21 protein-coding genes are annotated in these 21,497 nt (G+C 62.9%); 9 read left to right on the top strand and 12 right to left on the bottom strand.

What is annotated here, in order from left to right; genetic code table 11:
• Positions 1 to 140 precede the first annotated feature (140 nt).
• From BLV20_RS14380 to BLV20_RS14405, 6 genes are all read left to right on the top strand, one after another.
• A complete protein-coding gene (locus BLV20_RS14380; RefSeq protein WP_092302497.1) occupies positions 141 to 929 on the top strand; it encodes an MlaA family lipoprotein in 789 nt (262 codons plus the stop codon).
• Entirely contained in the window at positions 916 to 1,191 is a 276-nt protein-coding gene (locus tag BLV20_RS14385) for a hypothetical protein (RefSeq protein WP_092302499.1), read from the top strand. The genes BLV20_RS14380 and BLV20_RS14385 overlap by 14 nt, the downstream gene beginning before the upstream one ends.
• 602 nt (positions 1,192 to 1,793) lie before the next feature.
• Positions 1,794 to 2,291: a PAAR domain-containing protein gene (locus BLV20_RS14390; RefSeq protein ID WP_092302501.1), complete on the top strand. Its 498-nt coding sequence runs from the start codon at positions 1,794 to 1,796 to the stop codon at positions 2,289 to 2,291.
• 3 nt (positions 2,292 to 2,294) lie between these two features.
• Entirely contained in the window at positions 2,295 to 3,026 is a 732-nt protein-coding gene (locus BLV20_RS14395; RefSeq protein ID WP_092302503.1) for an alpha/beta hydrolase, read from the top strand.
• Positions 3,023 to 3,553: a hypothetical protein gene (locus tag BLV20_RS14400; protein WP_092302505.1), complete on the top strand. Its 531-nt coding sequence runs from the start codon at positions 3,023 to 3,025 to the stop codon at positions 3,551 to 3,553. The genes BLV20_RS14395 and BLV20_RS14400 overlap by 4 nt, the downstream gene beginning before the upstream one ends.
• 137 nt (positions 3,554 to 3,690) lie before the next feature.
• Positions 3,691 to 5,640 (top strand): alkaline phosphatase D family protein, encoded by a 1,950-nt coding sequence (locus tag BLV20_RS14405; RefSeq protein WP_092302507.1) that lies wholly within the window; start codon positions 3,691 to 3,693, stop codon positions 5,638 to 5,640.
• A 57-nt stretch (positions 5,641 to 5,697) separates the two neighbouring features.
• Here BLV20_RS14405 and vapC read toward each other — a convergent pair whose 3' ends face one another.
• Both vapC and vapB read right to left on the bottom strand, forming a co-directional pair.
• Positions 5,698 to 6,096, bottom strand: a complete 399-nt coding sequence (gene vapC / locus BLV20_RS14410) for a type II toxin-antitoxin system tRNA(fMet)-specific endonuclease VapC (RefSeq protein ID WP_092302509.1) — start codon at positions 6,094 to 6,096, stop codon at positions 5,698 to 5,700.
• Positions 6,096 to 6,326, bottom strand: a complete 231-nt coding sequence (vapB, locus tag BLV20_RS14415; RefSeq protein ID WP_092302511.1) for a type II toxin-antitoxin system VapB family antitoxin — start codon at positions 6,324 to 6,326, stop codon at positions 6,096 to 6,098. The genes vapC and vapB overlap by 1 nt, the downstream gene beginning before the upstream one ends.
• Positions 6,327 to 6,690: 364 nt before the next feature.
• Between vapB and BLV20_RS14420 the strand changes: the two genes are divergently transcribed.
• Positions 6,691 to 7,941, top strand: a complete 1,251-nt coding sequence (locus BLV20_RS14420) for a 2-aminoadipate transaminase (RefSeq protein WP_092302513.1) — start codon at positions 6,691 to 6,693, stop codon at positions 7,939 to 7,941.
• A 147-nt stretch (positions 7,942 to 8,088) separates the two neighbouring features.
• The gene (locus BLV20_RS14425; RefSeq protein WP_092302515.1) at positions 8,089 to 8,328 is read left to right on the top strand and encodes a hypothetical protein; all 240 of its coding nucleotides are present in this window, start codon (positions 8,089 to 8,091) and stop codon (positions 8,326 to 8,328) included.
• Between the two features lie 9 nt (positions 8,329 to 8,337).
• On the opposite strand, the gene BLV20_RS14430 is transcribed toward BLV20_RS14425, so the two are convergent.
• Positions 8,338 to 9,159 (bottom strand): amidohydrolase family protein, encoded by an 822-nt coding sequence (locus tag BLV20_RS14430; RefSeq protein WP_092302517.1) that lies wholly within the window; start codon positions 9,157 to 9,159, stop codon positions 8,338 to 8,340.
• Between the two features lie 393 nt (positions 9,160 to 9,552).
• Here BLV20_RS14430 and BLV20_RS14435 point away from each other — a divergent pair, with 393 nt between their 5' ends.
• A complete protein-coding gene (locus tag BLV20_RS14435; protein WP_092302519.1) occupies positions 9,553 to 10,827 on the top strand; it encodes a glycoside hydrolase family 68 protein in 1,275 nt (424 codons plus the stop codon).
• A gap of 271 nt (positions 10,828 to 11,098) precedes the next feature.
• Here the strand turns inward: BLV20_RS14435 and BLV20_RS14440 are convergent, their stop codons facing one another.
• The 9 genes from BLV20_RS14440 to BLV20_RS14480 all read right to left on the bottom strand — a co-directional run bounded on the left by BLV20_RS14440 (position 11,099) and on the right by BLV20_RS14480 (position 21,097).
• The gene (locus BLV20_RS14440; protein WP_092302521.1) at positions 11,099 to 11,482 is read right to left on the bottom strand and encodes a hypothetical protein; all 384 of its coding nucleotides are present in this window, start codon (positions 11,480 to 11,482) and stop codon (positions 11,099 to 11,101) included.
• A complete protein-coding gene (locus BLV20_RS14445) occupies positions 11,479 to 12,990 on the bottom strand; it encodes a flavin-containing monooxygenase (RefSeq protein WP_092302523.1) in 1,512 nt (503 codons plus the stop codon). Before BLV20_RS14445 ends, BLV20_RS14440 begins: the two co-directional genes overlap by 4 nt.
• A 116-nt stretch (positions 12,991 to 13,106) precedes the next feature.
• On the bottom strand, positions 13,107 to 13,607 hold the full coding sequence (locus BLV20_RS14450; protein WP_092302525.1) for an HIT family protein: 501 nt from the start codon (positions 13,605 to 13,607) through the stop codon (positions 13,107 to 13,109).
• A gap of 48 nt (positions 13,608 to 13,655) precedes the next feature.
• Entirely contained in the window at positions 13,656 to 14,612 is a 957-nt protein-coding gene (locus BLV20_RS14455; protein ID WP_092302527.1) for a fatty acid desaturase family protein, read from the bottom strand.
• A 25-nt stretch (positions 14,613 to 14,637) separates the two neighbouring features.
• Complete coding sequence (locus BLV20_RS14460) at positions 14,638 to 15,669, bottom strand: ferredoxin--NADP reductase (protein ID WP_092302529.1); 1,032 nt, start codon at positions 15,667 to 15,669, stop codon at positions 14,638 to 14,640.
• Positions 15,666 to 16,970, bottom strand: coding sequence for a fatty acid desaturase (locus BLV20_RS14465; protein ID WP_092302531.1), 1,305 nt, complete (start codon positions 16,968 to 16,970; stop codon positions 15,666 to 15,668). Before BLV20_RS14465 ends, BLV20_RS14460 begins: the two co-directional genes overlap by 4 nt.
• Before the next feature lie 79 nt (positions 16,971 to 17,049).
• A complete protein-coding gene (locus BLV20_RS14470) occupies positions 17,050 to 18,186 on the bottom strand; it encodes an acyl-CoA dehydrogenase family protein (RefSeq protein WP_092302533.1) in 1,137 nt (378 codons plus the stop codon).
• 28 nt (positions 18,187 to 18,214) lie between these two features.
• Positions 18,215 to 20,827, bottom strand: a complete 2,613-nt coding sequence (locus BLV20_RS14475; protein ID WP_092302535.1) for an aminotransferase class III-fold pyridoxal phosphate-dependent enzyme — start codon at positions 20,825 to 20,827, stop codon at positions 18,215 to 18,217.
• A 3-nt stretch (positions 20,828 to 20,830) separates the two neighbouring features.
• Entirely contained in the window at positions 20,831 to 21,097 is a 267-nt protein-coding gene (locus tag BLV20_RS14480; RefSeq protein WP_139192703.1) for an acyl carrier protein, read from the bottom strand.
• Positions 21,098 to 21,497 lie beyond the last annotated feature (400 nt).

Genomic DNA, 21,497 nt, shown 5'->3' on the forward strand with positions numbered 1-21,497 from the left:
AGCTGTCATTCAAAACCATTCGGCGCGACCCGTCATATATTTCAACGCAGTAACAAACCTTCATTCACGCAATAAAGCAGACATCTTTAAGCAAAACGCGCGTGCGAGCATCGGCCTCCCTTTTCCACGACTGTCCGCCCATGCGCTCACTCCTGCGTTCCGTCCGCCTGGCCCGTCATACCGCCTTGCTGCTGTCCCTGTCCTACCTGGCGGGCTGCACCAGCCCGGGCCCCACTCCTCCAGCCCCTTGCGCGCAGGCCAGCTATCCGATCTACGACCCGGCCGAACCGGTGAACCGTGGCGTATTTGCCTTCAACAAGGCCGTCGACGACTACGCGCTGGCGCCGGTCGCGCGAGGTTACCGCCACCTGCCGGATTTCATGCAGCAGGGCGTGCACAACTTCGCGAGCAACTTCGGTGAACCCAAGGTGTTCATCAACGACCTGCTGCAAGGCAACCCGCAGCGCTCGGTCAACAGCCTGGGGCGCTTTGCCGTCAACACCACGGTCGGCGTGCTCGGCCTGTTCAACGTCTCGGACCCGCTCGGCATCCCGCGCCATACCGCCGACTTCGGCCAGACCTTCGGTGTGTGGGGCATCGGCAACGGGCCCATCGTCGAACTGCCACTGCTGGGCACCAGCAACAGCCGCGACGCTGCGGGCCGGGTCCTGAGCTTCCTGGTCGACCCGTTCGGCGACAACAGCGACACCGTGCAAACCCTGGGCACCGTCGCCCTGGTCGGCGGCGCGGTGGACGGCCGCGCCACCTTGCTGCCGCTGACCGACAGCCTGAAAACCATGCCCGATTACTACAGCGCCCTGCGCGACGTGAACGCCGAACACCGCGCCGCCTTCGTACAGGAAGGCAAACTGGGCGCGACCGACCCCGTCAAATACCGCTGTGAAGGAGCAACTCATGATGACTTCTGAAGCCGACGCCCTGGTCCTGCTGCAACGCGTGGCCAAATACGGCGACGCCTCCCTGCACTGCCGCGAGGTCAGCCTGCGGCTGTCGGATGACCAGCAGCACCTGACCCTCAGTCGCTACAGCGAACACTACAGCCCCGAAGGCCTGGAATGGGTCGAGCGCCAACACCGCATCAGCGTGACCGAGCTGATTCGGTGGGTGATCAAGCAGGGGGAGCCGCAGGTGTTGGTGCAAAACATGGAGCAACAAAGGGTTCCGGCTTGAGGACGAGCGAAACGCCTGCCTTTGGGCACCACCGCTGAAAAAGTGGGCCAGAGCGCCTCGTCTGAGGCTATAGGTCAGCCATTTCAATCAGGATCAATCAGATAGGGCCTATAAAAAAGAAGATAACTCTGCCCTGGTTTGTTTTGAAAAAGCGCAGTGTCAAGGTTCGGAGGCCACTAATCCTGGTGGCATTCAAAGAGAAATACACATGGCACTTAAAGCAGGCGCAACCGCCGAAGTCGGCGAAAAATGCCCACAAGGTGGTATCTGGTACCCGGTTGGGAATCCGAGCTCCACTCGCTCGTTCGGCATTGGTAATACCATGACTCCGACCCCCAACGGGGAGGACCACTGGGTCCTTAAAACTCCGACCGGCGACAATTAAAAACAGGTAGCTTCAGTGTGTTTTGCGTGCAGCCCTCCCTCGGTTCCCGATGGAGGGCTTTTGGCGTCTCGACAGACTCCCGCCCATGGAATGCGCATAGTTGGGCATCATTAAAAGTTGTATCCGATGATCGACGTTCAAGTTTGAAGAACCTGCTCGGCTACTGCATCATGCGCCCCGCAAATGGACGACTCGCAACACTTTCAAGGAACCGATCATGAGTGGCAAACCTGCTGCCCGCGTTACCGACCCTACCGCCTGCCCACTTCCAGGCCACGGCACCAACCCCATCGTCACGGGTTCGCCCAATGTCATTTTCGACGGCCTGGCCGCCGCTCGAAAGAGTGACCAATCAGCTTGCGGCAGCCCGATAACCGGGGCGGTTTCCAGCACTGTTTTCATCAATGGCTTGAACGCCGCCACGCTGGACAGCACCGGCGGGCACGGCAATATCATCGTCGGGGGCTCCGGCACCATCATCATTGGCGACACGGTAGTCAACGCCCCCTTCACCGGGCTCCTGCCCATGCCGGTGAACTTCACCGACCGTTTGAAGTTGGTGAACGATGTAACGGGCGAACCGATGCCCAATCATGCTTACGTTATCCAACGGGCCGATGGGCGCCTTGAGCATGGGGTTTCGGATGCCGCGGGTTACACCCATGAAATCAGCTCGCATATTGCAGAAAGTATCAAGTTATTCCTGGAAGAGTGACGCATGGAAGCCAACACTATTACCTCGGCGAACGGTAAACCCGTCAAGTTAAAAGCCGAGCACACGCTTACGGATAAAAAAGACAAGAGTGACAAAGTCATTCCTATCGAGAGCACCAAGGCCATTGTGTTTTTTGTCGGGGGTGCAGGAGACAAGGAAAGTTATTATTTTTCTGGTCCCTATGCCAACATCAATGAGGCAAAGAGACCTCTAGATGACCGGGCGGTACAACTCCAGCTACAAGGTAAGTACCGGTCTGAGTGGCTGGGGTACAACGAAATCAGAGGAAAAAAAGATATTCAAAAAAATGTGCTGAATATCATTCCGTATAAATCTTGTCCTATCTATATAATCGGCCACAGCCTGGGTGGTTGGAATAGCGGGCACCTGACCAACATCATGGCCAATTGGGGCTACACCATCAAAATGCTGGTCACTCTCGACCCTGTAGGCGAGGGTGCACTGGTATGGCTCGGATCAGATATTTACGGATCAGTGCCAACTCCCGTCGCCGAGCAGTGGATAAACATCAAAGCCACACCCTCCAATCCCGATAGATCGGATGGCGTCGCTAAATTTGGGGGAAAATGGTTAATAAGCAGCGGGCCTGACCTCAATGTAAGCATGAATACAAACCATGCTAATGCACTCGGCATGTTCACAGGGGCCATTGCAGGTCGAAAGTCCGCTTGCGACCTGATTTTCGAGTCCATTACAAAGGAGTTCAGCAAATGAAAAAAATACTGCTCCTGCTATTAATCGCTATTTGCTCATCCTGCGCCAAAGATCATGGAAAGGTAATCGCCGATCTGACTTTCCTCTCTATCGAACGAAAAGATGATCTTCCGCTGTACACCATCCATTACAACTCGAACGTAAAACTACTAAATCTCTACGGTGAGGGTGCAAGAGACGGGATAGCTGCAGCGTTTTTCATCTGTGCCTTAGGTGATGACCAAGACCTATCCGTTGGTCATACCCCCATGTACTATGCCGCCGGCTTGATTAAAGAGGATGCTATTCAAACGTCAACATCAGCATTTAACTTCACGACTCGACTACCACTTTACGAAACACCCAACAATGGACAATCCAATACTTTTCTTTCCCAAAGCAAACTGAATGAGCTTTTAGCCAACAAACAAAGTATCCCCTGCAAAGCCGTCATCACCGCCTATGGCTACAAAGCCTACTACTCCAACACCTTGCAATTACCCGTTGCCGATCTGCTTCGAGAAATCAATAAACCCGAGACCCCGTAACCCGCCTACGAGTGCCGCGCAGTTCTTGCCCTTCTGTGCGCGATTTTCCTGGGCAACCTGAGCACTTGCTGACAAAACTTCGACATCAGCTGCGGTACTATCGGCGCTTCTGTCTGCCGTAAGAGCTTTGAATTCGCGTGTCTCCAACGTCTTCCTCGATCGCTGCCACCGCCACCTTGCCCTGCGTCCTCGCCGGCCCCCTGCTGCGCCGCCTGGAACCCACGCGGCTGGTGCTGTGGCTGGTGGGCTCGCGGGGGCTGGAGTTGACGCTGCGGTTGCAGGCAGGCAGCGGCGCGGAAACTCGCGACTACCCGCTTACGGCCGAGCAGTGCCAGGTGATCCCGGTGGGGCAGCATGCCTTTATCCACCTGATCGACCTGCCGCTGGACAGCGCCCTGCCCTGTGATGTGCGCATCGACTACGACCTGCTGATCGCCAACGCCGACGGCACACATGCGGGGATCGCCGAGTGGGCGCCGCATTTGCTTTATGGGCAAAAGCAGCAGGCGGACTTTGTGCTGCACAGCCGCATCCAGCAGTTGATCCATGGCTCGTGCCGCAAGCCCCATCATTCAGCGGACGAGGGGCTGCTCTGCGTCGATCGCCTGCTGGCGGAAACGCCAGAGCCGCAGCAGCGCCCCGCCCTGCTGCTGATGACTGGCGACCAGGTGTACGCCGACGATGTGGCCGGGCCGATGCTGCGGGCGATTCATGCGCTGATCGAGCGCCTGGGTCTGTTCGGCGAACATCTGGAGGGCGCGGTGGTGAGCGACAGCGCCGCGCTTTACCGACACCGCGCCAGCTATTACAAACGCGCCGAACTGTTGCCGGCGCTAAAGAGCAACGAGACCCTGCGCGAGCGCTTTTTCGGCGGGGTGAAGAAGCCGATCTTCACCAGCAGCAGCGCCGACAACCACCTGGTGACCTTCGCCGAGGTCATGGCCATGTACCTGCTGGTCTGGTCGCCGGTGCCCTGGCGCCTGATCGATCCACGACCGCCGCAACTCGATGCCAAGGAGCAGCAGCGCTACCAGCGCGAACAACTGCGGATCGAGGCTTTCGCCAAGGGCCTGGGCGGCGTGGCGCGGGTATTTGCGCACTTGCCGAGCCTGATGATCTTCGATGACCACGACATCACCGACGACTGGAACCTCAGCGCCCAGTGGGAAGAAACCGCCTACGGCCACCCGTTTTCCAAACGCATCATCGGCAATGCGCTGATCGCCTACATGCTGTGCCAGGGCTGGGGCAACAACCCGGACGCCTTCGCCACGCCGCTGCAGCACACCCGCGCCCTGAGCGCCGAGGCCCAGGGCGATGCGCTCTACCTGGACAGCACAACCCAGGACACCTTGATCGACGAACTGCTGCGCTTCCAGCAGTGGCAATACACCCTCCCCACCAGCCCGGCGCTGGTGGTGCTCGATACCCGCACAAGGCGCTGGCGCAGCGAATTCAACCTGTCGCAGCCCTCGGGCCTGCTCGACTGGGAGGCCCTGAGCGAGCTGCAACATGAGCTGCTGGACCACCCTTCGGCAATCATCGTTTCACCGGCGCCGGTGTTCGGCGTCAAGCTGATCGAAACCGTGCAGAAGGTCTTCAGCTGGTGCGGCCACCCGCTGCTGGTGGACGCGGAAAACTGGATGGCCCACCGCGGCGCGGCCCAGGTCATCCTGAATATCTTCCGCCACTCGCGCACGCCGGGTAACTACGTGATCCTTTCCGGCGACGTACATTACTCCTTCGTCTATGAAGTGCTGATCCGCCACCGCAAGGGCGGCCCGAAGATCTGGCAGATCACCAGCAGCGGCATCAAGAACGAGTTCCCGCCGGCCCTGCTGGAATGGTTCGACCGCCTCAATCGCTGGCTGTATTCGCCACGCTCGCCCCTGAACTGGCTCACCCGCCGCCGCCTGATGCGAGTGGTGCCCTACAGCCCCGAACATCGCGAGGCCGGCGAACGGCTGTGGAATTCGGCGGGCATCGGCCAGGTGTTCTTCAACGACAACGGCCAGCCCCGGGAGATCTACCAGCACAACGCCAATGGCGCGCCGAAAACCCGGATGTTGGCGCCGGAGGAAGACTGATACTGGTTTGCCGCCCTATCAGTGCCTTGACCCGCCCTGCGCAACAAGCAGCCGTACTTAGAGCCAATCTTCAATACGCAGCCCTGGCACTCGCTCAAACTCGCGCACATTGTTGGTCACCAATACCAATCCCTGAGACCTGGCATGGCCAGCAATCAGTTGATCATAAGGACCTATTGGCGTACCTGCCCTGGCCAATTCGGCACGCAACTGGCCACTGTGAATAGCGGCCTCGTAGTCATAAGCGAGTACTTCAAGGCGTGCCACAAACCCCTCTATGACAGACAGGTTTCTCTCGGGAGCCGCTGATTTTTCTGCGCCATAAATCAGCTCCATCAAGGTCACCGAACTGATGCACAGCCGACCGTGCTGACGATTGAACGCCTCCCGAACCTTCTCCGGTTTGTTCTTGATGGTGAAAATACAGATGTTCGTGTCCAACATGTACTTGAGCATCAGAACGCCTCGCGCTCTTGTTCCGCAGGCTGATCCCGCTCACTCATGAAGTCCGCGCTCACCGACTCGCCCTCGAACCAGCTGTCCCAGGCTTCCCCTGCCGGGGTAATGATTCGGGTACGCCCTACCGCAACGATATCCACCCGCGTTACATCGTCAGGGAGAGCGACTGCCTTGGGCACTCGAATCGCCTGGCTACGGTTACTTTTGAATACTGACCCTTGTTCCATAAGCCCACCTCCGGGATATGCTTGATGTATATCCAGTCTATCGAGCAGCATGGATATGTCAAAGGTATATCCCTACATTCCCGACAAGCGATACAGCAGTTGGTGACAGGTCGCATATCGGCTGCTGGCCCGAAAAGTATGTTCAGCATCGAAGCTGTGCTGTGCATCCATCTTCACTGCCGTGTAGGCAGTCTCTCCCCATCTCAGCCAGTTCAAACAACTCGCTCTCAACACCTTCTCGACCGTCCCCCAATCCAACATCCGGAATTTTCATACTGACCCACGCACTTTATTTCGTTTGCGACCCAGCCCCGCCCTTGGCTTAGATAGCCGCCATGTTCCAGGTAGCCAGAGCCCTTAGCCCATGAGCAGCGAAAGCATCAGCCAGTCGATTTCCATCGTTCATCCCATTCGCCTGAGCCACGGCAGGAACGCCGAAGCCTGGGACGACAGCGGCAAGCGCTACATCGATTTCGTCGGCGGTATCGGCGTGCTCAACCTGGGGCACTGTCACCCGCAGATAGTCGCGGCGATTCAGCAGCAGGCCACCCGGCTGACCCACTACGCATTCAACGCGGCGCCCCATGGGCCCTATGTCGAGTTCATGGAACGGCTGGCGCGTTTCATGCCCTTGAGTTACCCGGTCAGCGGCATGCTCACCAACAGTGGCGCGGAAGCGGCGGAGAACGCCTTGAAGATCGTGCGGGGCGCCACCGGGCGTACGGCGGTGATCGCCTTCGACGGCGGCTTCCATGGCCGCACCCTGGCCACCCTCAACCTCAATGGCAAGGTCGCGCCCTACAAGCAGAAGATCGGCGTGCTACCCGGCCCGGTGTATCACCTGCCCTACCCGAGCGCGGACAACGGCGTGACTTGCGAGGAGGCGCTGAAGGCCATGGACCGGCTGTTCAGCGTGGAGATCGACGTCGCCGAGGTGGCCTGCTTCATCGTCGAGCCGGTGCAGGGCGAGGCCGGTTTCCTGGCCCTGGACGTCGAGTTCGCCCGTGCCTTGCGACGCTTCTGCGATGAACAAGGCATCCTGCTGATCGCCGATGAAATCCAGTCCGGCTTCGGCCGCACCGGCCAGCGCTTCGCCTTCTCCCGCCTGGGGATCGAGCCGGACCTGGTCTTGCTGGGCAAAAGCATCGGCGGCGGTGTGCCGCTAGGCGCGGTGCTCGGGCGCAAGGCACTGCTGGACAACCTACCCAAGGGCGGCCTGGGCGGTACCTATTCCGGCAACCCCATCGCCTGCGCGGCGGCCCTGGCAACCCTGGACGTCATGAACGACCACAACCTGCAAACCTGGGGCGAGCGCCAGGAACAGGCCATCGTCAGCCGCTACCAGCGCTGGCGGGCCGAGCGCCTGACGCCCTACCTGGGCCGCTTGACCGGGGTCGGCGCCATGCGTGGTATCGAACTGGTCAAGGCCGACGGCTCGCCGGCCCCGGAGCAACTGGGCGCGTTGCTCAGCGCCGCGCGGGACGCCGGCCTGCTGCTGATGCCCAGCGGCAAGTCGCGGCACATCATCCGCCTGCTGGCGCCACTGACCATTGAGCCGCAGGTGCTGGAAGAAGGGCTGGATATTCTCGAGGACTGCCTGGCGCGGTTGGCATGACACCGCACATTTGCACAAAAGCCGCTCGCCATGGACACTGGCGCGCCTCATGCCATCGACAAGGAAGCGCAACATGACGTGCCCCAGCTACAGAGAGCGCCCCACGGCCGCCAGCCCAGGAACCTTCGGCCACGGCGAGCAAGACTCATGAAGCAGTACATTCCCTTTGTGCTGGCCTACCTGCTGCTGACGCCGCTGTACTACTGGATGAAGCCTTACCCGCTACGGAAATGGACCGGCGTGGCCCTGGGTCTGGCCGGGCTGCTGTGGATACTGTTCCTGCCGCCCATGCTCGGCGAGATCGATGCCGGGCTGATTGCCGTGGCGCTGGTGACCATGGGCAGCTCGCTGTTTTTCAGCCGGCGCCGCTACCAGGACCACGCCTGAGGCACCGCGCTACAAACCGAATACCCGCCGCGCATTACCCTGCAGGAACTTGTCCCGCACCGGCTCCGGCAGCTCCAGGGCCTGGACCTGCTGCATGCATTTGGCGAACGGCAGCTGCGGGAAGTTGCTGCCGAACAGCACCTTGTCCTGCCCGTAGCTACGCATGAAATGCAGCAGCTGCGGCGGGTAATAGGCCGGCAGGTAGGCCGAGGTATCGATGTAGATATTGTCGTGCTTCCAGGCCAGGCCGATCATTTCGTCGGTCCAGGGGTGGCCGATGTGCCCGGCGACGATGCGCAGTTCCGGGAAATCCAGCGCCACCTCATCCAGATAAGGCACCGGCCGCCCGGTTTCCGAAGGCATCAGCGGCCCGGTGTGGCCGACTTGGGTGCAGAAGGGAATGTCCAGCTCCACGCATTTGGCATACAGCGGGTAATACAGCCGGTGGTTGGGCGGCAGCTTCCACAGCCAGGGCACAATGCGCAGGGCCTTGCAGCCCAGTTCGCCCACTGCCCGCTCCAGCTCGGCCAGCGCCGCCATCGGCCGGCTCAGGTCCACCGTGGCCACGCCGACAAAACGCTCAGGATAAGCCCGGGTATAGGCGGCGATTTCATCATTGCTGAACACCCAGCGCTCTGGCCGGCACCAGGCCGCCAGCATCAGCTTCTCGACGCCGGCCTGGTCCATCAGCTCGACGGTCTGCTCGATGCTCAGCGGCTGGTCCAGCAAATGCGCCGAACCGGATTTCTCGAACAGCCGCGCCACTTCCGGCAGCAACTGCCGCGCCCGGCCATTGGCCGGCTGGGCCCATGCGTCGATTGCACCTTTCATTGAGCTACCCCTCTGCTGAGCGTTTCCAGGCGACGAAGCCCAGGCTACGGCCGCGCCATGACCGCGACAATGTTCGCGCCGCTCAGCGGCATTGACCGATCCGCCCAGGCTCGACCGCGTTTTTTTCAGCCCCCGCCCTTTTGCTCGCCCTCGACCGACCAACGGTTGCAAGCGCGGATCTTGCAGCCATCGTCGCTGATCAGGCCAACAATAAACTTCGCCGAACACCATAAGCTGAAACGTATCAGCTTCAGCAAAAACCACAAATATGCATAAATGCAAATTTATTCTTGACCGTAAAAATCGACTCGCATATCGTGAATTCGCTGTATGCACATACAGTATTTCTATCCAACAGTTATTCGAATCCATTCATGGACGAGGTCTTTACCTATGAAAAGCAACACCGAAAAATTTGGCAAAACACCCCACCAGCCCAGCCTCTGGACTCGCGCCGATGCGCTGAAAGTCCGGGCGGACGATCCCACCACCACCCAGCCACTGGTCAGTGCGGATTTCCCGGTACTGAGCAACGAGGTCTTTATCTGGGACACCATGCCGCTACGCGACATGGACGGTAACGTGACTTCGGTCGACGGCTGGTCGGTGATCTTCACCCTGACGGCGGATCGTCATCCGAACGACCCGCAATACCTCGACGAAAACGGCAACTACGACATCACCCGCGACTGGAACGATCGCCATGGCCGGGCAAAGATGTACTACTGGTTTTCCCGCACCGGCAAGGACTGGGAACTCGGCGGCCGGGTAATGGCTGAAGGGGTTTCGCCAACGGTCCGCGAATGGGCCGGCACACCGATCCTGCTGAACGAGCAAGGCGATGTGGACCTCTACTACACCGCCGTCACACCGGGCGCGACCATCGTCAAAGTGCGTGGCCGCGTGGTGACCACCGAGCATGGCGTCAGCCTGGTCGGCTTCGAGAAGGTCAAGCCGCTGTTCGAGGCCGACGGCAAGATGTACCAGACCGAAGCGCAGAACGCTTTCTGGGGCTTCCGCGATCCATGGCCGTTCCGCGACCCGAACGACGGCAAGCTGTACATGCTGTTCGAGGGCAACGTGGCCGGCGAGCGCGGCTCGCACAAAGTGGGCGAAGCGGAAATCGGCGACGTGCCGCCAGGTTATGAAGATGTCGGCAACTCGCGCTTCCAGACCGCCTGTGTCGGCATTGCCGTGGCCCGTGACGAAGACGGCGACGACTGGGAAATGCTGCCGCCGCTGCTGACTGCCGTGGGGGTCAACGATCAGACCGAACGCCCGCACTTTGTGTTCCAGGACGGCAAGTACTACCTGTTCACCATCAGCCACACCTTCACCTATGCCGACGGCGTGACCGGGCCGGACGGGGTGTACGGCTTTGTCGCGGACTCGCTGTTCGGCCCCTACGTGCCGTTGAACGGTTCCGGGCTGGTACTGGGCAACCCGTCTTCCCAACCGTTCCAGACCTACTCGCACTACGTGATGCCCAACGGCCTGGTGACCTCCTTTATCGACAGCGTACCGACCGATGAAACCGGCACGCAGATTCGTATCGGCGGCACCGAGGCGCCGACGGTGGGCATGAAGATAAAGGGCCAGCAGACGTTCGTGGTCGCCGAGTACGACTACGGCTACATCCCGCCGATGCTCGATGTGACCCTCAAGTAACCGCTGCACCAGGTTTCCAGGCAGCGGGTTTGAGGTCGATGAAAAACCCGTGGTGGATATGAATCGAGATATCCCGCCTGGCTCACTGCGACTTTGCTCGGGAGCTCCATGAACAATGCGCAGTACCGCCCCTTTGGAACTGGCTACACGGACGTAGCCAGTTCCGCTTATTCCCTCCCGGCTTGTCCCCCTCCCCCTTGGCCAGCATTGGCTGCGCCATTCCCCCAGGCCCGGCTTGCGGCCCTGATCCTGTTTGCCTGCCCGGTTGCCTTCAGGCACTACCCAGTGGCTGGCCGGAGGCTGTCGTTGCCTTCAGCGCGCGCCAGGTCCACAGCGCGCCGCACAGGTCCGGCAAGGCCAGCAGCAACAGCACCGGCGATACCAGCCCGGCGGCGGCGAAAGCGGCAAAGAACACTGGCACCGACAGGCGGATCGGCACGGTCATGGCCATGAACTCGCGCCGTTCGGTGTAACCGGCCCACACGTAATAGATCCCCAGGTACAGCACCAGCTGGCCCATCACGCGGATCCACACCTCGTCGGTCAGGGCGAAGCCGAACAACGGCAGCACCAGGTTGGGCGCCAGCACCAGCGCGATGCCCAGCAACAACATGTACAGGCCGAACACAAACACGCTCTTGCCTGGATGGCTCATGGTTTCACTCCTTGGGTGTGCGTCAGGCGATAGGCCTCGGCATCGAAATAACGGGTCTGCTGGCGGAACTGCCAGCTGAACCCCGGCCACAGGGCGACGTTGCGCCCGCTCGCCGGGTCCATGTACCAGCTCTGGCAACTGCCGACGCTCCACACCGCGCCACGCAGCCGGTGGCGCAAGCGCTGGTTGAAGCGCGCCTGGGCCTGCGGGTCGACATCGACGCTGGTCACGCCCAGGCGTTGCAGGGTGTCCAGGGCACCGAGGATGTAGGCGATCTGCGACTCGATCATGTAGACGATGGAGTTGTGCCCCAGCCCGGTGTTGGGCCCCATCAGCAGAAACAGGTTGGGAAAGCCACTGACGGCGGTGCCCTTGTAGGCTTCGCTGCCCTGCTGCCAGGTGTCGACGATATCCACCCCGCCGCGCCCGAGGATCATTCCCGCCGGGAACGGCGTGCGCGCCTTGAAGCCAGTACCGAAGATCAGCGCATCCAGCACATGGCGCTGGCCGTCGACGGTGACCAGTGCGTCCTCGGTGACTTCACGGATGCCGCTGGTGACCAGCCGGGTATTGGCCTGGGCCAGGGCCGGATAGTAATCGTTGGACAGCAGGATGCGCTTGCAGCCGATGGCGTAGTCCGGGGTCAGGCGCCGGCGCAGCTCCGGGTCCTTGACCTGGCGCCGCAGCAGGTTGAGCGCCAGCCATTTGTGCAGGGCCATGAGCTTTGGGTTGAACACAAAGCCCAACACCCGGGTTTCATGGGCGGTGTAGATCAGCCCGCGCAACAACCGCTGCACCGCGGGAAAGCGCCGCAGCACCCGCTGGGCGGTGGCGGAAAACGCCCGGTCCGGCTTGGGGATGATCCACGGCGGCGTGCGCTGGAATACCGCCAGGCTGGCCACCTGCGGCTGGATCTGCGGCACGAACTGGATCGCCGAGGCGCCGGTGCCGATCACCCCGACCCGCTTGCCGGCCAGGGCGTACTCGTGGTCCCAGTGCTGGGAATGAAAGACCCGGCCCTTGAAGCGTTCCAGCCCCGGTAGCCGCGGATAATCCGCGGTCGACAAGGCTCCGGTGCCGGCCACCACCACCTGGGCAAACCGCACGCCGCCGCGGGCATCCGTCACCTGCCACAGGGCGCGCTCTTCCAGCCAGCGCAGGCCGGTGACCGCGGTGTTGAAACAGCAGTGTTGCAGCACCTGGTATTTATCGGCGCAGTGCCGCAGGTAATCGCGGATCTCCGGTTGCGGCGAAAAACGTCGCGACCAGCCGGGGTTGGGCTCGAAGGAAAACGAATAGAGATGGGACGGGATATCGCAGGCACACCCGGGGTATTGGTTGACCCACCAGGTGCCGCCGACGCCGGCTTCCTGTTCGAGGATCACAAAGTCCCGCTCGCCGCGCTGGCGCAGGTTGATCGCCATGCCGATGCCGGAAAACCCGACACCGATAATCACCACCCGATAGACCCGCTCGGGGTCGGCCTGCTCCTGAAGTAGCGCACTCATGTTGCTGGCTCCTGACGGCACAAACGCCGGGCGTGACCGTCCGCAGCGCATGCACCGTTTATTTTAAACCTCTGTGGATCGAGGGCCGGCCGCTCGGCGACCCGATGGTTCGACGGCTAGGCGGTCGACTCGGCGTGCAGCCTGCTGGTCCGGTGCGCCAGGTTTTCCAGCGCCTGCGGATCGAGCTCGGCGGCGATCACCAAAGCCTGGCGGCGCAGGGTTTCCAAGGGCGTGCGACGGCCGAACACACCGGTGAAATGCATGAACATGCGCAGGCCGAAGCCCAGCCCGTCGCCCCTTTGCCGCGGCACCAGGTGCATATGGGCATGGGGGATGTGCTGGTTGGTGGCCTTGCCGTCGTTGACGATCAGGTGTGTGCCTTCCACCCCGAAACCGGCGCGCCGCTGGGCGGCGAGCAAGGTGTCGAACACCTGGTACAGGTGCTGGCGAATGACCGTGGACAGTTGCTCGAGTTTTTCCACATGGGCCAGCGGGATCAGCAGCACATGGCCCTGCCCCAGCGGGTGAACGTCCATGAAAGCCATGCAGTGGGTATCGCGATAGACCATGGCGCAAGGCAATTGGCCGGCTGCGATCTGGCAGAAGATACAGGTCATCCGTGAGTCCTCGGTGGGTGGCGCTCCTTCGGGCGCTGTAAATGTAGCTCACGCCGCTCGCCGAGGTTCGGCGGAAGTTGTTACCGGACGTCGCGCGAACATCCGCGCCAGCAGCCAGCGGTCGCGCAGGTAGGGCTTGTTGTCGAGCAGTGCGGCCAGCCGCGGCAAATTGACGAAAGGCACCCCCGGGTAGATGTGATGCTCGACGTGGTAGTTGATATTCGCCCACAGCAGGCCGATCAGCCGGTCGCTGACGGTCACGGTGTTTTTTGCCAGGTCCAGGCGCTGCGGGTCGTCGACGTCCAGGGTGGCCATGGGAAAGTGCTCGTAGCCCCGGGAAATCGGGTTGATCACCAGCGCCAGCAACAGCAGCGGCGCGATGAAGACCAGCACGAATTGCAGCATCAGCCCCTGGCTATAGCACCAGGCACCAATTGCCGCCATCGACAGCAGGTTGAACGCCAGCTCGCGCAGCACCCGGTTGCGCACCGCCTTGCCGTAGCGCACCAGGGAAAAGTAGATGAAGCGCGGCACGAACACGGCGATGCGCAGGAACATCCACTTCACCCCGCCGGTGTAGTTCCAGTCGTCGGGGTCCTTGTCCGGGTCGCCCAGGTAGCGGTGATGGTATTTGTGGCACTCGGTGAACGAGGAAAACGGGAACACGATGAACCAGGCCATGAAGCGCCCGACCCACAGGTTCAGCGCCGCCGAACGAAAGCCGCTGGCATGCCCGCAATCGTGCTGCAGCACGGTGAAGGCATGCAGCTGGTTGCCCAGCACCAGCACCGCCAGCGCCAGGCCCCAGGGGTTGTCGCCGAGCAGGATGTACAGCGCCGCCGCGCACCAGACCAGCACGTGCAGCAACGACCAGAGCGCGAACTTCAGCGGCTGCGGCTGCATCAGTGCCTGCAGCTCGGCCTGGCGTTCGCGGTCGACCCGCAGTTCGGCGCGCTTGGCCAGCCGCAGTTCGTCCTCGGCGGCGTGGTGGGTTGAATGACTCATGAATTGACTTCCTCTGTCTGTATCGCTAATCGACTTGCAGGCGCACGTCGTCCGTCAATGGATAGCCCACGCACAACAGTGCCTGGCCTCGGTTCAGTTCGTCGGCCGACAGCCCATGGTCCTCGCGCATGCGCACCTGCCCCGCCAGCCGGGTGCAGACGCAGGCGGTGCAGAAGCCGCTGCGGCAGGAGAACGGCGGCTGCACGCCGCTGGCCAGGGCGGCGTCGAGCAGGGTCTGGCCCGGCGCGACCGTGAAATTGAATGCCTGGCCCTGCATCAGCAGTTCCACGCGCTTTTCCGTATCGCCGCTGGCCACCGGTGCCTTGGCCGAGGTGAAACGTTCCTGGTGCACGCGCTCCGGGGCGATGCCCAGGGCCTCTAGGGCGGCGGTCACCTCGTCCATCATGCCGCTGGGGCCACAACTGTAGTATTCGCGGGCTTGCGGGCCGGGCAGCGCGCCGAGAATGTCCATCACCCGCTGCCGGGTCAGGCGCCCTTCGTGGGCCCCCGGGGTGTCCGGCCGCGACAGCACGTGCACCAGCTGCAAGCGCTCGCCGAAGGTCTGGCGCAGCTGGTCGAGCTTGTCGCGGAAGATCACCGACTCCTGATTGCGGTTGCCGTAGATCAGCGACACCTGCGCGTCCGGCTCGAAATGCAGCGCCGACTTGAGAATCGAGAAGATCGGCGTGATCCCGCTGCCCGCCGCCAGCAGCACCAGGTGTCGCCCCCGGCCCGGCTGCGGGGCGAAGGTGAAGCGGCCGTGGGTGCCGAGGGTCTGCACCGCATCGCCGGCGCTCAGTTCCTGCACCAGGCGGTTGGAAACCTTGCCGCCGGCCACGCGCTTGACGGTGATCGACAGGGTCTTGTCCAGGCCCGGCGTGCTGCTGATGGAATAGGCCCGGCAGCCCTTGGCGCCGTCGACGTCGACCTCCAGGGTCAGGTACTGCCCGGCGCTGTAGCGGACTTTGCGCAGCAGCGGCTGCTTGAGGTGGATGGTCACCGCATCGTCGGTTTCCCGTTCGATGGCGGCGACTTTCAAAGTCAGGGGACGGTTCATGGCTGGCCCAGGGCGCTGTGCGCGGAGGTGGGTTCGTGGGCTTGGCGCGGCGCGGCGAGGCGCCGTTGGTGAGCGTGCTCATGGGCAGCGATGGGCGCCGGCTGCACGCGGTATTGCAGCAGGCGGACTTTTTCCTCATGGTCCAGCGGCTCCCACCAGTCCAGTTTGTCCGCCAGCACATCGAAGCGGCGCAGCATCAGCAGCACGAACAGCTCGAACACGCTGAGGTCGCGAAACACCATGGAGCCCGCGGCCGCCAGCTCCGGTTTGAGCCGTTCGAACAGCGCCGGGCTCTCGGACCAGTGGCCGACGGACCAGTGATGGTGACAGGCGTGGTAACCCTCGTTGAGGATATTCACCGGTGTTTCCAGCAGCGTCACGGTGTTGTACATCCAGTCTTTCGGGTCTTCCTGGCCACCGTAGAAGGCGTGCTGGCTCCAGTGGATAACACCCATCAGGAAGTTGCTCGCGCACCAGGGCACCAGCATGTAGAGCACGGCGATCGGCAGGCTGTAGATCGCCAGCGCGACGAACAGCCCGACATGCACCAGGTTGCCCATGACCATGGCCCGGGCCTGGCTGCGCTTGTGTTTGCTCTTGAAGTACAGCCAGGGCGAAACCATGAACTGCTGGTACATCACCTCGCGCACCATATACACGGCGAAATCCCAGGCGCTGGCATGGTCGTAGCGCGCGGTGGCGTAGACATCCAGCGGCCCGGCGTTCTCCCGGTGATGCTGCTGCAGGTGCGCCGCGGCATGGGGAATCAGGCCCATGGGAATGGCGAAGAACATGTACAGGAAGGAATTGCCGACCCAGCGATCGAGCAGGCTCGAACGCTTGAAGATGCCGCCGGGCACATGGCCTTCCTGATGCATGGCGCTGAACGAGCGCACGAAGCCGCGAATGTTCGGGCCGTAGACGAAGGCGTAGAACAGCAGCACCAGCAGCCAGGAAATCTCCTTGAGCCACAGCTGGGCCATGAACACCGGCCCGGCGGTCAGGCCCAGGCTGATGGCGGCGGCCAGGATCGGCTCGTCCCGCGGGTCCTTGAGCAGCCGCTCGGCCAGTGGCTGCAGCAGCCGGTGATAGCTCGCCACCAGCCAGCGCCCCAGCGCCTTCATTCCCGGCAGCCACGACAACAACCGGCGCCCGGCCTGCAAGGTGCATGACAGGGCCAGAATCACAACGATGGCCGCGGTGTTGAACACCAGCAGCAGACTGAACAGCGGAACGGCCAGGTAGTGAAACCCGCGACCGACATTGGCCGGGCGTGGCGGATAAAGAAAATCGCTACTCATGCTTCTACTCCGTTAGGCATGTTGCCGAGGCCGGAGCGACGCCAAGGGCGCCACTGCTCCGGCTGCGGTAGCAGGCGAATCAGGCGCTGTAGGACTCGCGCAGGAACTGCGCCAGCAACGGCGTGGCGGCGCTGCGGGAAATCGGGTGGAAGCAGATCGCCCGGGAGGCCGCCAGCAGATAGGCCACTTCGTCGGAGGCGATAAAGGCCATGCCGCCCAACAGCTCGACGCTGAGGTTGGTCGAACGCTCGATCGCCGCCTGCACCACAAAGCGCGTGCACAGCGCCTTGTGGTAGGTGTTCATCGGTGCGTCCTGCTGCGCCTGCAACTCGCCGGCAGTACCGAGCAGTGCCTGGTGCGCGCCCTCAAGTTCAATGCACAGCAGGGCCAGTTGCGCGGGGTCGGCGAAAGGCTTGCGCAGCAACCGGTCGACCAGGGCCGAGGCCACGCCCAGGTAGCTGCCGCCGACCATCAGCTGGAACCAGCTCAGGCCGTTGAGCGAGGTTTCCATGGCGGTGGCGGCCACTTCTTCGCTGTCGGCGCCGTCGGCCAGCAGCATGCGCTCACAGGGCACGAACACGCCGTTGAACACCAATTCGTTGCTATCGGTGGCGCGCAGTACCGTGGCGTTCCAGAAAGGTTCACGGGTGACCGCGCTGCCGTCGGCAAAGACCACGGCGAAGCCCTGGCTGACGCTGCCGTTGTCCTGCTCGCAGGCGACGCCGACCACGATCACGTCCATGTGGTGGCTCATGGTGCAGGGCTTCTTGCTGCCGTCGAGGACAAAACCGCCCTCCACCGGCCGCGCCTTGACGCTGCGGTTGAAAATCTCCGAACCCGGCTTGCCCTCGGCGAAGGCCGAGGCGATCAGCAGTTGGTTCTGAGTGATGCCCCACAGCAGTTCTTCCGCCGCCGGGATCAACCCGCCCAGTTGCACGATGGTGGCGATGGTGTGGTGATGCATGGTCATCATCACCGCCAGGGACGGGCACAGCGAGCCGATGGCCCGCAGGATCTCCACGGTTTCCTCCGGCGAGGCGCCGAGGCCGCCGTAGGTCTCGGGGATGATCAGGCCGGCGGCGCGGTAGTCGCGAAACAGCGAGCAGAGCACCGCCGGGTCGGCTTGTTCCAGGGCCGTCAGGCCGCGCTCCCGGAGGGCGGCGAGCAGGCCCGGCAAATACTTCTCGGCAGCCTTGCGGGCGTTGTGCATCGACATGGTGTGGACTCCTTTCTCGTTGTCAGGGTTAACCGGCTTTTTCGATCAACTGCTCCACCGCGGGGGCGAAACCGAAGGCTCGGGCCAGGTCGAAGATCGCTTCGGCATCCTCCAGCGGGGGACGCTTGCCGATGCTGTAGTCGCGCTGCAAACCGGCCATGGTCAGGACCATGGTTTCGGCCAGGCAACTGAAGGTCACGCCGGTGGGCAGACCGGTAAGGTTCTGCTGGCCGAAACGCTGGCTGCGATCGGGCAGATGGATCAGGCCGCCTTCGATCACCGTCACGTCCGGGCGCAGCGCCAGGGTCACGTGGCCGATGTCCGGCGGCTGCGCGCAGTCGCAGATGATCGCGTTCTGATGCAGCACCAGCGGGTCGATAAAGGCCGAGCCGTTGGAGGTCGCCGAGAGCACGGTTTCCAGGCGCGGCAGCCAGTGGCCCAGGTCGGCGGTGATCACCAGCGGCGGCTGCACGTGCGGCTTGCTGCGGGCCAGGGCATCGACGCTGTCGAACAGCGCGCGCAATTGCTCCTCGTCGCCAAGGTCGCGGTCCAGCAGTTGCTCGACGCTGGCCAGGTTCGGCAGGAGCAGCACCAGGGGCTTGGCGATGCCACTGTTGTGGCCGCCCTGGATCTGCAGCAAGGCGTCGCGATACAGCTCGCCGGCGACCAGCCGCAATTCATCCATGGCGCCACGATTGGCCGCGTTGCCGAGCAGCACCAGGTGCTCGCAGAAGCGCCCCAGGCGCAGGCTGGCCAGGCGGCCCACGGAGCCGTAGGCGCCAATCACCCCGGTCAGGCGCTTGGCCAGCGGCGCGCCGCGGTTGGCGCAGGTGCTCAGCAGCGCATCGACGCCGACCATGGCAGTCAGGCTGTTGCCGGTGGTGGTGTGGAACCGCTGGTTGATTACATCCATGCCGGCATTGGAAATCACCGAGGTGTAGGCCCCCAGCCCGACGAAATCCACCTCCAGCTCGGCGACGCTGTCCAGGTAGTTGCCCAGCAGCTTGCGCCGCTTGCCAAGGCTCAGGCGCATCAGGTCGCGCGGTTGCAGCAGGCTGCCGACCAGCCAGCCTTCGACGTAGTCGCCGGCATCGTTGTAGACCCGCCGGGCGTGATAGGACACCCCGGCGTCGAGGTCGGGCTTGGCCCATTCGGAGAAGTCGTCGAGCCAGCCCTGCATGAAGGTTTTTTCCGCCGCCGACAGCCCCAGGCCGTCCACCACGCTGTCGCCGTTGACGCTCTCGGCGGTGGTCGGGTGCAACAGGAAGGCGAAGCGCCCCAGGCAGCGCCCGCTGCTGCGCGGTTTGCCGGGCACGACCCAGGGGCCCGGCACCACGCGCGGGCCGACGTAACCGTGGGCTTCGAGGATCAAGCGATGCTGCTGGTTGTGCACCACTCGTTCCGCCACCGCCTTGAGCCCCTCGAGCAGCACGTCGATGTCGGCGCGCTCGATGCACAGCGGCGGCTGGATGCGCAGCACGTTGCCCTCAGTGAGGGTCGGCAGGCAGTACACGCCATGCCGGCTTTTCAGGTAGCCGCAGACGATCGGCACCAGGGCGCCGAAAGCGCTGGCCAGCGACAGCGTGTACAAGCGCTCGCCGCTCCAACGCCGAAACTTCAGGCCGAGCATCAGGCCACGGCCGTCGAGGCTGTGGAACACCTCGGGATAGTCCTGCACCAGCCGCGACAGCCCGGCGTACAGGTAGGCGCCCTGCTCCGCCGCATGCTTGAGCTGGGCGCCGTCATTGGCCGTGAGCTGGTCGAGCACAGCCAGGCCGATGGCGGCGCTGAAGCCGTTCACGGCGAAGGTGGAGCTGTGGTGCCGGTCGAAATCGCGGCTCCAGCACTGCTCGCCGTAGATGCACGCGCCGATGGCCGCGACGCCGCCGCCCAGGGCCTTGGCCAGCAGCACCACGTCCGGCGTCAGGCCGTGGGCGGTGGCGGCGAACAGCTCGCCGGTACGGCCCAGGCCGGTCTGGATTTCATCGAGCACGAACAAGGTGCCGTATTGGCGGCAGAGGTTCTGCGCCGCCAGCAGGTAGCCTGGCGGCGGGGTAATCATGCCCGCCTCGCCCTGCACCGCCTCGACGAAAAAGGCCGCGGCGCGGCGGGTCTTGAGCAATTCCTCGAGGGCCTCCAGGTCGCCGTAGGGCACATGGCTGAAACCGTCGGCGCGGATCTGGAACGGCTCGCGGTAAATGGCCTTGCCGGTGACCCCCACCGCGCCCTGGGTCTTGCCGTGAAAGCCGGTCTGGGTGCCGATCACCAGTTCGCGCTGGGTCGCGGCGCGGCACAGTTTGATCGCCGCTTCGACGCTCTCCGCGCCGCTGGTGGTGAAGGTCACTTTCGAGTGCGTACCCGGCGCCAGCTCGATCAGGCGCCGCGCCAGCTCTTCGGCGCCGGGGTTGATCAGCGGTTGGACCAGCGAGGCCTGGCCGCTGGCGAGAAACCTGTGGATCGCCTCGGTAATAGGCGCCGCGCCATAACCGAAGGGCACCGCGCCGAACTGGCCGACGAAGTCGATCAGGGTCTGGCCACTGGCGGTTTCGATACGGGTGCCCTGGGCGCGCACCACGGTCTCGTTGAGGCCGACGAATTCCAGCAGTTCCTGGCGGGTGATGTTGAGCAACGAGTCAGCCATGACTTACCTCCCCACCGCGCCGAGCGCGCCCTGGTTGATGACGCCGTACAGGTGCCGGCTGACCTTGCTCACGGTGTCGTGCTGGTAGGCCAGCTCGGGGTCCAGGGAGATGCCGAAACGGTCTTCGAACTCGGCGGACAGGCCGACGATCAATACCGAATCGACGCCCATCTCATGGAACGAACGCTCGACGTCCAGCGACCCGGAGTCGACCTCCAGCAGGCTGGCCAGGGTTTCGGTCACGGCAAAGGTTATTTCGTCTATATGCACAGTCGCCTCCCAGCGTATTTCGCTTCCTTTGCATGGCCGTTGGCCCGCGCCAACCGCGTGGTGAAACCACCGGTTGAACGCTTGGGCAGGCGTCTTGATGCAAGTGCGTTTTGAGTGTGGACAACCCGCTACAGCAGGCTATTTGCTACACCCCGATGCTCGGCGTCATGCCGGCCGAGCTCAATACTCCGTAAGGAGTAGCGAGCGCTGTAGCCGCTGCCGAGCTATGGCGAGGCTGCGATAGGACCGAAGGTCCTCCAGCGGTTTCAAAATCCCTGCGCCCCCTGCGGGGTCGGTCGCAGCCTCGCAGGCTCGGCAGCGGCTACAGGGTTTAGTGCCGGCCGGCAGGTTGCGCATGGCTTTTGATCCATACGCCCCATCGGGAAGAACCTCACTTTCA

Source organism: Pseudomonas sp. NFIX28 (genome assembly GCF_900107395.1).
Taxonomy (GTDB): Bacteria; Pseudomonadota; Gammaproteobacteria; order Pseudomonadales; family Pseudomonadaceae; genus Aquipseudomonas.

Bases quoted from the DNA above. Each gene is read 5' to 3' on its own strand.
- BLV20_RS14380 (WP_092302497.1), top strand. From the start codon at position 141: ATGCGCTCACTCCTGCGTTCCGTCCGCCTGGCCCGTCATACCGCCTTG.
- BLV20_RS14385 (WP_092302499.1), top strand. From the start codon at position 916: ATGATGACTTCTGAAGCCGACGCCCTGGTCCTGCTGCAACGCGTGGCC.
- BLV20_RS14390 (WP_092302501.1), top strand. From the start codon at position 1,794: ATGAGTGGCAAACCTGCTGCCCGCGTTACCGACCCTACCGCCTGCCCA.
- BLV20_RS14395 (WP_092302503.1), top strand. From the start codon at position 2,295: ATGGAAGCCAACACTATTACCTCGGCGAACGGTAAACCCGTCAAGTTA.
- BLV20_RS14400 (WP_092302505.1), top strand. From the start codon at position 3,023: ATGAAAAAAATACTGCTCCTGCTATTAATCGCTATTTGCTCATCCTGC.
- vapC (WP_092302509.1), bottom strand. From the start codon at position 6,096: ATGCTCAAGTACATGTTGGACACGAACATCTGTATTTTCACCATCAAG.
- vapB (WP_092302511.1), bottom strand. From the start codon at position 6,326: ATGGAACAAGGGTCAGTATTCAAAAGTAACCGTAGCCAGGCGATTCGA.
- BLV20_RS14420 (WP_092302513.1), top strand. From the start codon at position 6,691: ATGAGCAGCGAAAGCATCAGCCAGTCGATTTCCATCGTTCATCCCATT.
- BLV20_RS14425 (WP_092302515.1), top strand. From the start codon at position 8,089: ATGAAGCAGTACATTCCCTTTGTGCTGGCCTACCTGCTGCTGACGCCG.
- BLV20_RS14430 (WP_092302517.1), bottom strand. From the start codon at position 9,159: ATGAAAGGTGCAATCGACGCATGGGCCCAGCCGGCCAATGGCCGGGCG.
- BLV20_RS14435 (WP_092302519.1), top strand. From the start codon at position 9,553: ATGAAAAGCAACACCGAAAAATTTGGCAAAACACCCCACCAGCCCAGC.
- BLV20_RS14440 (WP_092302521.1), bottom strand. From the start codon at position 11,482: ATGAGCCATCCAGGCAAGAGCGTGTTTGTGTTCGGCCTGTACATGTTG.
- BLV20_RS14445 (WP_092302523.1), bottom strand. From the start codon at position 12,990: ATGAGTGCGCTACTTCAGGAGCAGGCCGACCCCGAGCGGGTCTATCGG.
- BLV20_RS14450 (WP_092302525.1), bottom strand. From the start codon at position 13,607: ATGACCTGTATCTTCTGCCAGATCGCAGCCGGCCAATTGCCTTGCGCC.
- BLV20_RS14455 (WP_092302527.1), bottom strand. From the start codon at position 14,612: ATGAGTCATTCAACCCACCACGCCGCCGAGGACGAACTGCGGCTGGCC.
- BLV20_RS14460 (WP_092302529.1), bottom strand. From the start codon at position 15,669: ATGAACCGTCCCCTGACTTTGAAAGTCGCCGCCATCGAACGGGAAACC.
- BLV20_RS14465 (WP_092302531.1), bottom strand. From the start codon at position 16,970: ATGAGTAGCGATTTTCTTTATCCGCCACGCCCGGCCAATGTCGGTCGC.
- BLV20_RS14470 (WP_092302533.1), bottom strand. From the start codon at position 18,186: ATGTCGATGCACAACGCCCGCAAGGCTGCCGAGAAGTATTTGCCGGGC.
- BLV20_RS14475 (WP_092302535.1), bottom strand. From the start codon at position 20,827: ATGGCTGACTCGTTGCTCAACATCACCCGCCAGGAACTGCTGGAATTC.